This window comes from Methylobacterium sp. JK268 (assembly GCF_054052225.1).
Genome location: NZ_JBSVZN010000004.1, coordinates 26535 through 38618, shown reverse-complemented (window position 1 = coordinate 38618; position 12084 = coordinate 26535). Strand labels below are relative to the sequence as shown.

Genomic DNA, 12084 nt, shown 5'->3' with positions numbered 1-12084 from the left:
GGGCCGGCGGTGCGCGAGACGCGCCGCCGGGCGCGACGCTCCCTGCGCCCGGGCGACCGTTCCGTCAAGTGGGGGAACCGCCTCGGCGACCGATCATTTTTGAACCTGCGCGCGGGTGCAACAATCCCGCTTCACGGAGGGCCTCGGATGGCTGCTCGGATCGCACCCGGCCGTCGCTTCTCGGACTTCGCCGCCGCCGTCGCCCGGGCGGCCGGCAAACCCGCCACCTTCGCGATCAGCCTCGTGCTGATCGCGGTCTGGGCCGTCTGCGGACCATTCTTCCACTATTCCGACACGTGGCAGCTGATCATCAACACCGGCACCACCATCATCACCTTCCTGATGGTGTTCCTGATCCAGAACACCCAGAACCGGGACGGGGCGGCGATCCAGGCGAAGCTCGACGAGCTGATCCGCGTGAGCGCCGCGCAGAACGCCTATATCGGCATCGAGCAGCTGACCGAGGAGGAACTGACGCAGCTGCGGGAGCGCTGCGAGGCCCGGGCCTGGGCGACGCGGGCCGTCGACGCCGCGGACGCGGCCGAGGAGGCCGCCAAGGCCGCCCAGGCCGCCGCGCGGGCCGCGGGGCGTTGAGGGAGGCGCCGGAGTTTCCTGTCCCGGTTCCACCCCTTTTCCGGGCGGATGCAGCGCCAGCGGAATGCGACCCGGAAACCAGCACAAGAAGACGCGAAGCGACTGACTTCAGCAACGGTGCTGGAATCCGGAGCCGCTTCGCGGCGAGTCCTTGCGCTGGTTCCCGGATCTCCTTCCGCTGTAGCTTCAGCCGTCCGGGAAAGGGGAGCTTGAGCGACAACGAAAGCCGGTCGCCTCCTCACACCGGCGGTACCGCCGCGTGCCAGTCGGTCGCCTGCTGGTAGGCTTGTCCGATCCGCAAGGCCATGGCCTCGTCGTAGCCCCGGCAGACCACCTGCAAGGACAGGGGTAGCCCCTCCGCCGTGACGCCGTTCGGCAGGGCGAGGGCGCAGAGTTCGAGGAAGTTGCCGAAGCGGGTGAAGCGCGAGGGCATCACCGCCTGGTCGATCGTGGCGAGGGGCAGGGCCGCGGTGGCGGTGGTCGGCGTGAGGAGCGCGTCGAGATCCGCCATCGCCCGGTCGAAGCTGCGCTTCATGTCCTGCTGCAGGCGGCGCGTGCGCAGGTAGTCGCGCGCCGAGACCGCGGCCCCGGCCAGGATGCGCGCTCGCACGTCCTCGTCGAGGGGGGCGGCGAAATCCTCCGCCAGCGCGCCGTTGTGGAAATACGCCTCCGCGTTGACGATGCTCGACGTGTTGAGGAAATCCGCGAAGCGGAAGGGAAGGGTGATGTCGACGATCTCGGCCCCGAGCCGGTCGAGGACGTCGAGGGCGCGGTCGTAGGCGGCGAGCACCTCCGGGGCGCAGCCCTCGCGCTCGGCCGCCGGCATGCGGCCGAGGCGCAGGCCGCGCACCCCGCGGTCGAGGGTCGGGACAGGGTCGACGGGCGCGATGCCGCGGGTGTTCGGGTCGAGGGGGTCGGGCCCCTGTAGCACGTTGTAGAGGAGCGCCACGTCCTCGACGCTGCGGGCCATCGGCCCCGGCGTGTCGAGAGTGGTGGAGAGCGGCAGCACGCCCGCCGTGCTCACCCGCCCGACCGTGACCTTGAGCCCGGTGATGCCGCAGAACGAGGCCGGCAGCCGCACGGAGCCGCCGGTGTCGGTGCCGATCGCCCAGGGCGCCATCCGGCTCGCCACCGCGACGCCCGAGCCGCTGCTCGACCCGCCGGGCGTGCGCGGCACCGCCGGGTCCCACGGGTTGTGCGGCGTGCCCATGCGCTGGTTGGTGCCCCAGCCCCCGTAGGCGAACTCCACCGTGTGGGTCTTGCCGAGCAGGATCATGCCCTGCGCGATCATGCGCCGGGCCACCGTTGCGGTGGCGGTGGCGCGCCGCTCGCGCATCGTCATGGACCCGCCGGTGGTGACCCGGCCCTCGACGTCGATCAGGTCCTTGAGCGCCACCGGCACGCCGTGGAGCGGGCCGACGGCGTGGCCCGAGCGGATCGCCCGGTCGGCGCCCTCGGCGGCGAGCCGCGCGTCGTCGGCGTAGACCTCCACGAAGGCGCGGAGCCTCGGATCGAGCCGATCGATGCGCGCGAGCAGCGCCTCAACCGCGTCGACGGGCGAGAGGCGCCGCGCCGCGATCGCCCGCGCGAGGCCGGCGGCGGACATCAGGGCGGGATCGGTGTCCGTCGGGAGGGCATCAATCATCGGGGGCGCGGTCTCCGGCTCACGGAAGGCTGACGAGGGTGAGGTCGACGAACCAGGATTGCGGCGAGACGAACCCCTTCACCTTCGGCGACAGCGCGCGGGCGTTGAGGTCGTGCACGATGTAGAGCCAGGGCGGGTCGTCGACGAGGCGCTCGTGGGCGGCCCGGGTCGCCGCGGCGATCGTGTCCGGGTCGCTGGCCTCGGCGAGGGTCCGCAGGGCCGCGTCGAAGCGCTCGTCCTTCCACTGCTCGAAGTTGAAGCCCTTCGGAGAGACATTCGCGGACGAGAAGTAGCGCGCCATCACGCCGACGTCGGAGGAGGGGGAACTGACGTTGAGCGCGGTCGCGCCCTGGAGGGAGGGGGCGTCCGGCGTCGCCCGGGCGGCGTTGAGCAGCACCTGCCACTCGACCACCTGGAACGTGACCTCGACGTTGCAATTCTGCTTGAGGTTCTCCTGCAGGAACTCATTCATCGGCAGGGGCTGCATCTGGCCCGAGCCCGAGGTCGAGATCATGACCTTGAGGGAGAGCGGCGTCTGCGCGGTGTAGCCGGCCTCCGCGAGCAGCGCCTTCCCCCTCTGCGGGTCCAGCCGGTAGCGGTTCTCGGGCGCGCCGAAATTCGGGTCGGAGGCCTTGAGCCAGCCCACGGCCGGCTCGGCGGTGCCGTTGAGGAACCCCACCAGCGCCTCGCGATCGATGCAGTAGTTGAGCGCGCGGCGCACCCGCACGTCCTTCACCGGGCTGTTCGTCGCGCCGATGTTGTAGAACCACGGCCAGACATGCGGGTAGGAGCCCGTGGTGATGGAGAAGCCCGCCGCGCGCAGGGACGGGATTCCGTCCGGGGCCGGCGCCTCGATCCAGTCGACTTGGCCGGACCGCAGGGCCGCGATGCGGGCATTCGCCTCCGGGATCGGCATCAGCCGCACGCGGTCGACCTTCGCCCGGCGCGCCGCGTCCCAGTAGCCGTCGTGGCGGGCGAGTTCGACCGCCTCGCGCGGCGTGACCTTCGTGATGCGGAACGGCCCGGTCCCGGCGGCCGGCAGGGACGCCACCTTCGCCCAGTCCCGCCCGGCCTTCTCGAACGAGGCCGGCGAGGTGAAGAGCAGGTAGACCGCCATGTAGGGGAAGTACGAGGCGGGGCTCGTCGTGGTGAGGGCGACGGTGCGGTCGTCGATCTTGCGATAGCTCTCCAGCAGCGGCACCCGCGCGCGGCTGATCCCCGCGGCGGGGAGTTCGTATTGCGGGCTGTCCGCCTTGAAGTAGCGGTCGAGGTTCCAGATCACCGCGTCGGCCCCGAAGGGCGTGCCGTCGTGGAAGGTCACGCCCTGGCGCAGGTGGAAGATCCAGGTGCGCGTGTCGTCCGGCGCCTGCTCCCAGCTTTCCGCGAGGCCCGGCCGCAGGGGAGCGAGCCGGTCGGTGCGGGTGAGGTCCCAGAGCACCAGCCCCTCGAAGACCGGGTAGCCGAGGAAGCGCATGCCCTCGAAGCCGTTGTTCGGCATCCCGGTCGCGGTGGGCACGTCGGAGGCCGTCATGGCGATCCGCAGCACGCTCTCGGCGCGCGCCGGGGCGGACGACGCCGCGAGGGCGAAAATAGCAGCGGGGAGGAGGCGGGACCTGATCATCGCGAGCATCTTCCCGAGGGCATGGCACCGCCGCGACGTCCGCAAGACTCAGGCCAAGGTCGACCACATGTCAGCCCTGCGTCGACCTACCCGTCCCGGTTGAGGAAGGCGTCGATCGCGGCGATCTCGACCCCGCCCTCGCGGTGATCGCGGGCGAGGCGCTCGTAGAGCCCGGCCGCCCCCGTGAAGATCGCGGCCTCGGGCCGCTCCTCGCCGATGAAGCCGCGGATCGCCTCCATCTCGGCAACCCAGCGATAGGCCTTCGGCACCATGTCGGGCAGGGCCTTCGTGAACCGCGTGAGGAGCTGCGGCTGACTCTCGGCGAGTTCGGCGCGCAGCGCCGGCCCGGCCCCGGCCCGCTCGGCCGCCAGCACCATGGCGCTCGCCACCGCGGTGAGCCCCTTGGTGATGCCCGCGTAGGAGAGCTTCAGGGCCGAGGCGGCGCCGATCGGGGCGTCCATGATCCGCACGCGCAGGCCGAGATCCGACAGGAGCGCGAGGTCGGGCGCGGCCGGGCCGGAGAGATACAGGACCGGTCCCGCCTCGCCGGGCTTCGGCGGCAGGCCGATGATGCCGCCATCCGCGAAGCGCCCGCCCGCACCCGCGATCGTCCCGCCGATCTCCCGCACCGTCTCGACGCCGATCGCGTTGCAATCGGCGAAGACGAGCGGGCGCCCGGCGGCGGCGATCGCGGGCGCGAACCGCGCCGCGAGGGCGGCCGCCTCCGCGGGCGGCACGATCGAGAGCAGGATCTCCGCCTCCGCGGCGATCTCCGCGTCGGAGGCGTCCCGCATCCCGGCCGCCCGCGCCCGCGCGACCGTCGCCTCGCCGCGGCCGGCGAGCGAGGTCAGGATCCGGGCGCCCCTCTCGCACAGGCGATGCGCCACGGCGCTGCCCATGGCGCCCGGCGCGATGACGGCGATGGTCGGGGCGGTGGCTCGGATCATGGCGGGGACCTCGCGCGGTGGCGGATTGACCAGGGGTCAGGACGTCGTGGAGAAGTTCGGCCCTGTCGGTTGCGCTGCGACGCGCGAGCGTGCAGCGTGCCGGCCATGATAGCGATCGATTGGGGAACGAGCAGCGCCCGCGCGTACCGGCTGGCGCCGGACGGCGCCGTCCTGGCGCGGCGCGAGGCCGGCAAGGGCATCCTGCAGGTGCCGGAGGGCGGGTTCCCGGAGGCCCTGCGCGATCTGGCCGGCGACTGGATCGAGGCGGGCGAGGGGCGGGTGCTTCTCTCCGGCATGGTCGGCAGCCGGCAGGGCTGGCGGGAGGTCCCCTACCGGGCGTGTCCGGCGAGCCTCGCCGACCTTGCGGCGGGGGTCGACGCGGTGCCCGTCCCGGGCCTGGCGATCCGCGTCGTGCCGGGTCTCAGCGCCCTCGATGCGTCGGGCGTGCCCGAGGTGATGCGGGGCGAGGAGGTGCAGGTCTTCGGCACCCTCGACGGGCGCGCGGAGGGGCTCCTGTGCCTGCCGGGCAGCCACAGCAAGTGGGTGCGGGTGGCGGGCGGACGCATCGCCGCCTTCACGACCAGCCTCACGGGCGAGGCCTACGCGGCGCTCAAGGGCCACACCATCCTCGGCCGGATGATGGAGGGTGCGCCCGCGCCCGGCGCCGCCTTCGACGCGGGCGTCGCGCGGTCCGGTGAGCCCGGAGGGCTGCTGCACCACCTGTTCGGCACCCGCGCGCTCGGCCTGTTCGGCCGGCTCTCGGCCGCGGAGTCGGCGAGCTACCTGTCGGGGCTGCTGATTGGGCACGACGTGCGGGCGAACCTGCCGGACGGCGCGGTCATCGACCTCGTCGGGTCGGGGCCGCTGATGGATCTCTACGGGCCGGCGATCGCGGCCTGCGGCGGGACGGCGCGCGCCGGCGACCCCGATGCCGCGGCGCGGGGCTTGGCGCAGATCGGGGAGTTGATCGCATGGGCGTGACGGAGTGGCTCGGGCGCTGCCCGCTGGTGGCGATCCTGCGGGGCGTGCGGCCGGACGAGGTCGAGGGTATCGCCGAGGCGCTGATCGCGGCCGGCGTCGCGATCATCGAGGTGCCGCTGAACTCCCCCGACCCGTTCGTCAGCATCGCGCGGCTCGCCCGCCGCTACGGCGACCGGGCGCTCATCGGGGCGGGCACGGTGCGGCGGGTCGCGGAGGTCGCGGCCCTGGCCGAGGCGGGCGGGCGTCTGCTGGTGACGCCGCACGCGGCGCCGGACCTCGTGCGCGAGGCCAAGGCGCGCGGCATGATCACCATGCCGGGCTTCCTCACGCCGGCCGAGGCCTTCGCGCTGATCGACGCCGGCACCGACGCGCTGAAGCTGTTTCCGGCCGAGGCCGGCGGGCCGGCGATGCTGCGGGCGCTGCGGGCCGTGCTGCCGCCGGAGGTGCCGCTCCTGCCGGTGGGCGGGGTCGATGCGGGGAGCGTGCCGGCCTGGCGCGCGGCCGGGGCGGCGGGCTACGGCTGCGGCTCGTCGCTCTACAAGCCGGGCGACACGCCCGAGGTGGTGGCCGGGAAGGCGAGGGCGCTGGTCGCGGCGCTCAAGGGGGATGCGGTCTCGTTGTGAGCTGGACCCGCTGACCCTCGCGGCGCAGCCGAACAGGGCGCGCTCACCCTCCCCCCTCTGCGGGGGAGGGTAGCGAACGGAGTGAGCGCAGCGGGACGAAGTCCCGCCGAGAGGGGCCGGCGCGACGCTGCTAGGTCTGGCGCCCTTCATGACGCTCGCGACCTCTCCGGAAGCGTGGTTCCCCTCTCCCGCCCCACTTCGTGGGGCACCCTCCCCCGCAAAGGGGGGAGGGTGGTCGCTACGTCCCGGGCACCCGCATCAGCGGCTCTCCCATCCGGATCCGGCTGCCCTCCGCGACCCCCTCGCACAGCGCGAAGCCCGGCGGCGCCAGCACGATGATCGTCGATCCGTGCTGGAACCAGCCCATCTCCTCGCCCTTCGCGAGCGTCGCGTCGCAAGCGAGCGTGCGCGGGCCGGCCCGGCGCAGGTCGAGGCCGATATCGAGGAAGCGCAGGCGCAGCGAGGCCACCAGGATCGCCGCCACCGGCACCAGGGCGATCGGGTGCCCCGTCGCGGTCAGCCGCGCGCGGATCACCGCCCGCTCGTTCTTGCAGAACAGGGCCTCCACCCGCTTGAGGGCGATCGGGTTCACGTTCCACGTGTCGCCCGCGATGTAGGTCACGGACTCGACCCGGCAGTCGTGCGGTGCGTGGAAGCGGTGATACATGCTCGAGGTGAGCCGCAGCGTGACGTAGCTCCCGTCCCGAACCTGCGCCACCGTCGCCGCGTCGGGCACAAGGTCCGTCAGCGAATACGGGAATCCTTTGACCTGGAAGACGCGGGTGCCCTCGATCGGCCCGCTCGCCCCGACGATGGCGTCGCAGGGGCTCGTCAGCACAGCGGGATCCGGGTCGACCGGCCGCGCCCCGTCCTTGAGTTCGCGGATGAAGCAGTCGTGCATGCTGCGGAACCGCGTTTCCTTCGCCTCCGACAGGTCGAGATCCGAGAACAGGCGCCAGATCCCGATCGAGGCGTCGCGCACCAGCGGGTTCTCGATCTGGCTGAACCAGCCGATGAAGCGCGTGGCAAGGCGCCGCGGGATGCGGTTCGTCAGGAGGAAGTTGAGATCCTCCTGCGCGGCGATGCGCGCCAGTGTCGAGCGCAGTGTCATCATCTCGTGAACTCGCCCCGGTACGCCGCCCGGTCATGATGACGCATTGGTCCCTCCTCGCTCTCGCTCCTCTGGGTGCCGCCGCCGCCACCGGCGCGGCCCTGAAGGTCCGCCGCCGCCTGCAGCTGTCGCGGGCCAAGCACCGCTCGCTGACCGGCCACGCGCGGATGTCCCGCCGCGTCGCCGGGCTGATCCCGTTCTACGAGTACGGGCCGGCGCGCTACTTCCGGGCCGACGGCGCGCCGGACGACGTGGCCGAGCGCCGCCGCGCGGCCTTCGAGCGCCTCGCCGCCCTCTACCGCGACCGCTTCGCCGAGACCCGCCGCGTCACCGCGCAGCTGCGCGACGGCCTCTCCGACCTGCAATTCACCAGCCTCTACCGGGTGCCGTTCCAGTTCGCCCGGATGGCGCGGGAGAATCTCGGGGCCGGCAGCGTCCTCGCCGCCTCGTCCGGCGTCACCGTCACCGACCTCGACGGCAACACCCTCTACGACCTCACCGGCTCCTACGGCGTCAACCTGTTCGGCTACGACGTCTACAAGGAGTGCCTCGCCAAGGGCGCCGCGCAGGTGGCGGCGCTCGGGCCCGTGCTCGGCGCCTTTCACCCGGTCGTCGTCCGCAACGTCGCGCGCCTGCGGGCGCTCTCGGGCCTCGACGAGGTCTCGTTCCACATGTCGGGCACCGAGGCGGTGATGCAGGCGGTGCGCCTCGCCCGCTACCACACCAAGCGCACTCACCTCGTGCGCTTCTGCGGTGCCTATCACGGCTGGTGGGGCGACGTGCAGCCGGGCATCGGCAACCCAATCCCCGCCCGCGACACCTACACGCTGAGCGAGATGTCCGAGAAGACGCTCGCGGTCCTGCGCAGCCGGCGCGACATCGCCTGCGTCCTCGTGAACCCCCTCCAGGCGCTGCACCCGAATGTCGGCGCCCCGTCGGATTCCGCCCTCGTCGACAGCGCCCGCAAGGCCGGTGCCGACCGCGCCGCCTACGCGGAGTGGCTGCGGCGGCTGCGCGAGGTCTGCACGGAGCGCGGCATCGTGCTGATCTTCGACGAGGTCTTCGTCGGCTTCCGCCTCGCCCGAGGCGGTGCGCAGGAGTATTTCGGCGTCAAGGCCGACATGGTCACCTACGGCAAGACCATCGGCGGCGGATTGCCGATCGGCGTGCTCTGCGGGACCCGGGACCTGATGCGCCGCTACCGGGACGACCGCCCGGTCGACATCTGCTTTGCCCGCGGCACCTTCAACTCGCATCCCTACGTGATGGGTGCGATGGACGCCTTCTTCGACTACCTCGACGGGGCGGAGGCGCAGGCGCTCTACGAGGGGCTGGAGGAGCGCTGGACCGGCCGCGCCGCGGCCCTGAACCGGCGCCTGGAGGCGGAGGGCCTGCCGGTGCGGGTCGCCAATCTCTCGACGATCTGGACGGTGCTCTACACGCGGCCCTCGCGCTACAACTGGATGCTCCAGTACTACCTGCGCGCCGAGGGGCTGGCCCTGTCCTGGGTGGGGACGGGCCGGCTGATCTTCAGCCTGAATTACGGCGAGGCCGAGTTCGCGGCCGTCGCCGACCGCTTCGTGGCGGCGGCGAAGGCCATGGAGGCGGACGGCTGGTGGCACCCGATCCCTCACACCGACAAGCAGATCCGCCGGGGCATCCTGCGGGAGGTCTTCGCGGCCCGGCGGGCCGAGTGGTTCGGCAAGCGCGAGGCGGGTGAGCCCGCCCGCGGGACGCAGGCGCCGGCGGCGGCGCGGTCGGCGGGTGTGAGCGCCCCTTTCGGCGGCTGAACGGGGCCGGGGTGGCACGACGCTCCTCATGCTGAGGTGCCGCGCAGCGGCCTCGAAGCACCCCGGACCGCAGATCCTGAAGAATGAGCGCCCCGGAGCCCCGTCCAGGGGTGGCTTCGAGGCCGCCGATGGCGGCACCCCAGCATGACGAGCGGGGCGCTCTCCACATCCGTCCCAGCCGGGATGGTGCCGTCCCGAGGGCAGAGATTGCGCCCCGCAACGCAAAGCGGCCCCGGCCCGCCGCGGGCCGGGGCCGCTCTCGCCTTCGGTCCGCGATCAGTGCGGCTTGTGCACCATGTGGCTGCTTCGATCGATCAGCTCGCCCTGCAGCAGGAAGAGCGGCGCCTTGTAGTAGAGCTTGATGTCGTGGAAGGGGTCGGTCAGGATCTTCGTCGCCCAGACGAGGCCGGTCTGCACGCTCTGCTGCACGAAGAGCTGGCCCACCCGGAACAGCAGCCCGCCCACCGCGATCACCAGCCAGATCAGGCCGACGTGACGCACCACGTCCGCCATGCCCTCGGGCGCCGCGAACAGGCCGAAGAAGGTCGGGTCGAAGTAGAGCGGCAGCGGCGACAGCGCCCAGAGCATCATCAGCACGACCTTGCGCTGCAGGTTGTAGCCGACCTTGATCTCTTCCTTGTGCTCGTGGGTGGCCTGGTTGACCTCGTCGTAGCCGTGCGGCTCGAAGAAGAAGTGGCCGGCCTGGCGCGTGGTCATCGAGATCAGCCAGCCGATCAGCGCCGCCGTCGCCGGGTCCTTGAAGGCGACCGCGTAGGCGACGAGGAAGCTGATCGCGCTCACGAGGTGGAGCGCCTGGTTGATCCGGCTGTGGTGGTAGTAGCGGTGGTCGTCCCAGCGCTGCACCCGCAGCGTCTCCAGGAAGCTCGTCATCGAACCTGTCTCCTCTCGGGGGTCTCGTCTCGGGATCGTCGCCTCAGCGGGCGGTCTTCTGGATCCGGATCAGGCAGAAATGGCCGAGCGGCGGCAGCGGGCGCCGCTCCACGATCGACACGCCGCCATGGCCCTCGGCCCAGCGGGCGTAGCGGCTCCAGGAGAATTCGGTGCGCCAGCCGAGCCGGTTGGCCACGGGGGAGAAGGCCTTCTCCAGGACGCCGCGCAGGCCGCCCTCGGCGCCGATGCGGGTGGTGATCACGATCTCGCCGCCCGGACGCACCACGCGGGCGAACTCGTCGAGGGCCGCCTCCGGGTTCGGCACGGCGGTGACCACGTACTGCGCGACGACCACGTCGAAGGCGCCGTCCTCGAAATCCAGGTGCTCGGCGTCCATGACGGCGAGCCCCTCGACGTTCTGAAGGCGCAGGTCGCGGACGCGCTCCCGGGCCTTCTCCAGCATCGGATCGGAGATATCGACGCCGAACAGCCGGGTGGAGCGGCGATAGGCCGGGAGAGAAATGCCCGTGCCGACGCCGACCTCGAGCACCCGTCCGCCCACGCGCTCGGCCGCCTCGATCGAGAGGCTGCGCCCGCGCGCGAAGACGCGGCCGAACACCACGTCGTAGATCGGCGCCCAGCGCCCGTAGGCCTTCGCCACCGCGTCGGTGTCGAGGTCGCGCCCGGGCATCTCATCCGCCGTGGCGGCGTGACTGTTCGGCATGGAGGACATTCGATCGGCTCTCCGGATGGGGAGGGAGTTGCCCCGCGCACGGCGGACGCGGTGCGCGGCGAGGTGGGCGCACCGTTCCGGAACTCCGCCGCTTCCCCCCTCGTGCGCTGAGAGCGGTAGTGGATGTCCTTAACAGAAACATGACGACTTCAAGCCGTCACATGATCGCCGCAAACCGTCATCGAACTTTCACAAGATCCGGGGCCGGAAGCCGCCCTCCCTCAGCGCCGGAAACAGCGGCGAGGCGGTACCATCACGGCGCTGCCCCCGGAGATCATCGGGCGACACTAGGATATGAGCCGGCTCAATACTACACGATCGCGAGAAAAACCCTCCACCGTGTCGGGCGCGCCACGCCCGGTGACCGTCGCCCGGCCCCCGTGGTAAGCCGACCGGGTGACGGAGGGGGGCGATGGACGCGCAGGAGCAAAGGCTACGCGAGCGGATCGTCGCGCTCTGCCGCGAGATGAACAGCAGCGGCCTCAACCAGGGCACCTCCGGCAACATCTCGGCGCGCCACGGCGACCGGATGCTCCTCACGCCGAGTGCCACGCCCTACGACCGCATGACGCCCGAGATGATCGTCGCCCTGCCCCTCGACGGCGACGGCGACGCCTGGACGGGACCGATCAAGCCCTCGACGGAGTGGCGCTTCCACCGGGACATCCTCACCAGCCGGCCCGACACCGAGGCGGTGGTCCACGCGCACCCGACCTACGCCACGGCGGTCGCGATCACCCGGAGGTCCATCCCGGCCTGCCACTACATGGTGGCGGCCTTCGGCGGTCACGACGTGCGCTGCGCACCCTACGCGCTCTACGGCACGGAGGCGCTCTCGCGCGCGGCGCTGGCAGCGCTCGACGGCCGCACCGCCTGCCTGCTGGCCAACCACGGCATCATCGCCGTCGGCGACAGCCTCGACAAGGCGATGTGGCGCGCCGTCGAGCTCGAGGCCCTGGCGAGGCAGTACGTGGTCAGCCTGCAGCTCGACGGCGGTCCGGTGATCCTGTCCCGGGCCGAGATCGACGCGGTGCTCCTGCGCTTCGCGGATTACGGGCTGAAGGCCGCGCCGCCCGCGGGGGAGGCGGGCTGAGACCAGCGGTCATTTCCAATGACCGCTGGTTGCGCTCTCGAATTTTCGCCAAGCC

At 72.0% G+C, this 12084-nt stretch carries 11 protein-coding genes; 5 read left to right on the top strand and 6 right to left on the bottom strand.

From position 1 onward, the window contains the following. Positions 1–147 precede the first annotated feature (147 nt). Entirely contained in the window at positions 148–594 is a 447-nt protein-coding gene (locus ACW9J6_RS05775) for a low affinity iron permease family protein (RefSeq protein ID WP_457115491.1), read from the top strand. Between the two features lie 238 nt (positions 595–832). Here ACW9J6_RS05775 and ACW9J6_RS05770 read toward each other — a convergent pair whose 3' ends face one another. The 3 genes from ACW9J6_RS05770 to ACW9J6_RS05760 all read right to left on the bottom strand — a co-directional run bounded on the left by ACW9J6_RS05770 (position 833) and on the right by ACW9J6_RS05760 (position 4807). After that, complete coding sequence (locus tag ACW9J6_RS05770; protein WP_457115490.1) at positions 833–2239, bottom strand: amidase; 1407 nt, start codon at positions 2237–2239, stop codon at positions 833–835. 19 nt (positions 2240–2258) lie between these two features. Next, entirely contained in the window at positions 2259–3860 is a 1602-nt protein-coding gene (locus ACW9J6_RS05765) for an ABC transporter substrate-binding protein (RefSeq protein WP_457115489.1), read from the bottom strand. Between the two features lie 86 nt (positions 3861–3946). Then, positions 3947–4807, bottom strand: coding sequence for a DUF1932 domain-containing protein (locus ACW9J6_RS05760; protein WP_457115488.1), 861 nt, complete (start codon positions 4805–4807; stop codon positions 3947–3949). 105 nt (positions 4808–4912) lie between these two features. Here ACW9J6_RS05760 and ACW9J6_RS05755 point away from each other — a divergent pair, with 105 nt between their 5' ends. Together ACW9J6_RS05755 and ACW9J6_RS05750 are read left to right on the top strand one after the other, a co-directional pair. Next, positions 4913–5788 (top strand): 2-dehydro-3-deoxygalactonokinase, encoded by an 876-nt coding sequence (locus tag ACW9J6_RS05755; RefSeq protein ID WP_457115487.1) that lies wholly within the window; start codon positions 4913–4915, stop codon positions 5786–5788. Next, complete coding sequence (locus ACW9J6_RS05750) at positions 5779–6411, top strand: 2-dehydro-3-deoxy-6-phosphogalactonate aldolase (protein ID WP_457115486.1); 633 nt, start codon at positions 5779–5781, stop codon at positions 6409–6411. Before ACW9J6_RS05755 ends, ACW9J6_RS05750 begins: the two co-directional genes overlap by 10 nt. A gap of 238 nt (positions 6412–6649) precedes the next feature. Here ACW9J6_RS05750 and asd read toward each other — a convergent pair whose 3' ends face one another. Beyond that, positions 6650–7522 carry an archaetidylserine decarboxylase gene (gene asd, locus ACW9J6_RS05745; protein WP_457115762.1) on the bottom strand — a complete coding sequence of 291 codons (873 nt, stop codon included), beginning with the start codon at positions 7520–7522 and terminating at the stop codon, positions 6650–6652. Positions 7523–7557: 35 nt separating this feature from the next. On the opposite strand from asd, the gene ACW9J6_RS05740 reads away from it, so the two are divergent. After that, complete coding sequence (locus ACW9J6_RS05740) at positions 7558–9312, top strand: aminotransferase class III-fold pyridoxal phosphate-dependent enzyme (RefSeq protein ID WP_457115485.1); 1755 nt, start codon at positions 7558–7560, stop codon at positions 9310–9312. Positions 9313–9588: 276 nt separating this feature from the next. On the opposite strand, the gene ACW9J6_RS05735 is transcribed toward ACW9J6_RS05740, so the two are convergent. Both ACW9J6_RS05735 and ACW9J6_RS05730 read right to left on the bottom strand, forming a co-directional pair. After that, entirely contained in the window at positions 9589–10203 is a 615-nt protein-coding gene (locus ACW9J6_RS05735) for a hypothetical protein (RefSeq protein ID WP_457115484.1), read from the bottom strand. Between the two features lie 43 nt (positions 10204–10246). Continuing rightward, a complete protein-coding gene (locus tag ACW9J6_RS05730; RefSeq protein ID WP_457115483.1) occupies positions 10247–10936 on the bottom strand; it encodes a class I SAM-dependent methyltransferase in 690 nt (229 codons plus the stop codon). Positions 10937–11348: 412 nt separating this feature from the next. Between ACW9J6_RS05730 and ACW9J6_RS05725 the strand changes: the two genes are divergently transcribed. Next, positions 11349–12029 carry a class II aldolase/adducin family protein gene (locus tag ACW9J6_RS05725; RefSeq protein WP_457115482.1) on the top strand — a complete coding sequence of 227 codons (681 nt, stop codon included), beginning with the start codon at positions 11349–11351 and terminating at the stop codon, positions 12027–12029. Positions 12030–12084: the final 55 nt, after the last annotated feature.

What these genes read in the sequence shown, in the direction of transcription:
- ACW9J6_RS05765 (WP_457115489.1), bottom strand. Translation starts at nt 3,860, where the DNA reads ATGATCAGGTCCCGCCTCCTCCCCGCTGCTATTTTCGCCCTCGCGGCG.
- ACW9J6_RS05740 (WP_457115485.1), top strand. Translation starts at nt 7,558, where the DNA reads ATGATGACGCATTGGTCCCTCCTCGCTCTCGCTCCTCTGGGTGCCGCC.
- ACW9J6_RS05770 (WP_457115490.1), bottom strand. Translation starts at nt 2,239, where the DNA reads ATGATTGATGCCCTCCCGACGGACACCGATCCCGCCCTGATGTCCGCC.
- ACW9J6_RS05730 (WP_457115483.1), bottom strand. Translation starts at nt 10,936, where the DNA reads ATGTCCTCCATGCCGAACAGTCACGCCGCCACGGCGGATGAGATGCCC.
- ACW9J6_RS05735 (WP_457115484.1), bottom strand. Translation starts at nt 10,203, where the DNA reads ATGACGAGCTTCCTGGAGACGCTGCGGGTGCAGCGCTGGGACGACCAC.
- ACW9J6_RS05750 (WP_457115486.1), top strand. Translation starts at nt 5,779, where the DNA reads ATGGGCGTGACGGAGTGGCTCGGGCGCTGCCCGCTGGTGGCGATCCTG.
- ACW9J6_RS05775 (WP_457115491.1), top strand. Translation starts at nt 148, where the DNA reads ATGGCTGCTCGGATCGCACCCGGCCGTCGCTTCTCGGACTTCGCCGCC.
- ACW9J6_RS05755 (WP_457115487.1), top strand. Translation starts at nt 4,913, where the DNA reads ATGATAGCGATCGATTGGGGAACGAGCAGCGCCCGCGCGTACCGGCTG.
- asd (WP_457115762.1), bottom strand. Translation starts at nt 7,522, where the DNA reads ATGACACTGCGCTCGACACTGGCGCGCATCGCCGCGCAGGAGGATCTC.
- ACW9J6_RS05760 (WP_457115488.1), bottom strand. Translation starts at nt 4,807, where the DNA reads ATGATCCGAGCCACCGCCCCGACCATCGCCGTCATCGCGCCGGGCGCC.
- ACW9J6_RS05725 (WP_457115482.1), top strand. Translation starts at nt 11,349, where the DNA reads ATGGACGCGCAGGAGCAAAGGCTACGCGAGCGGATCGTCGCGCTCTGC.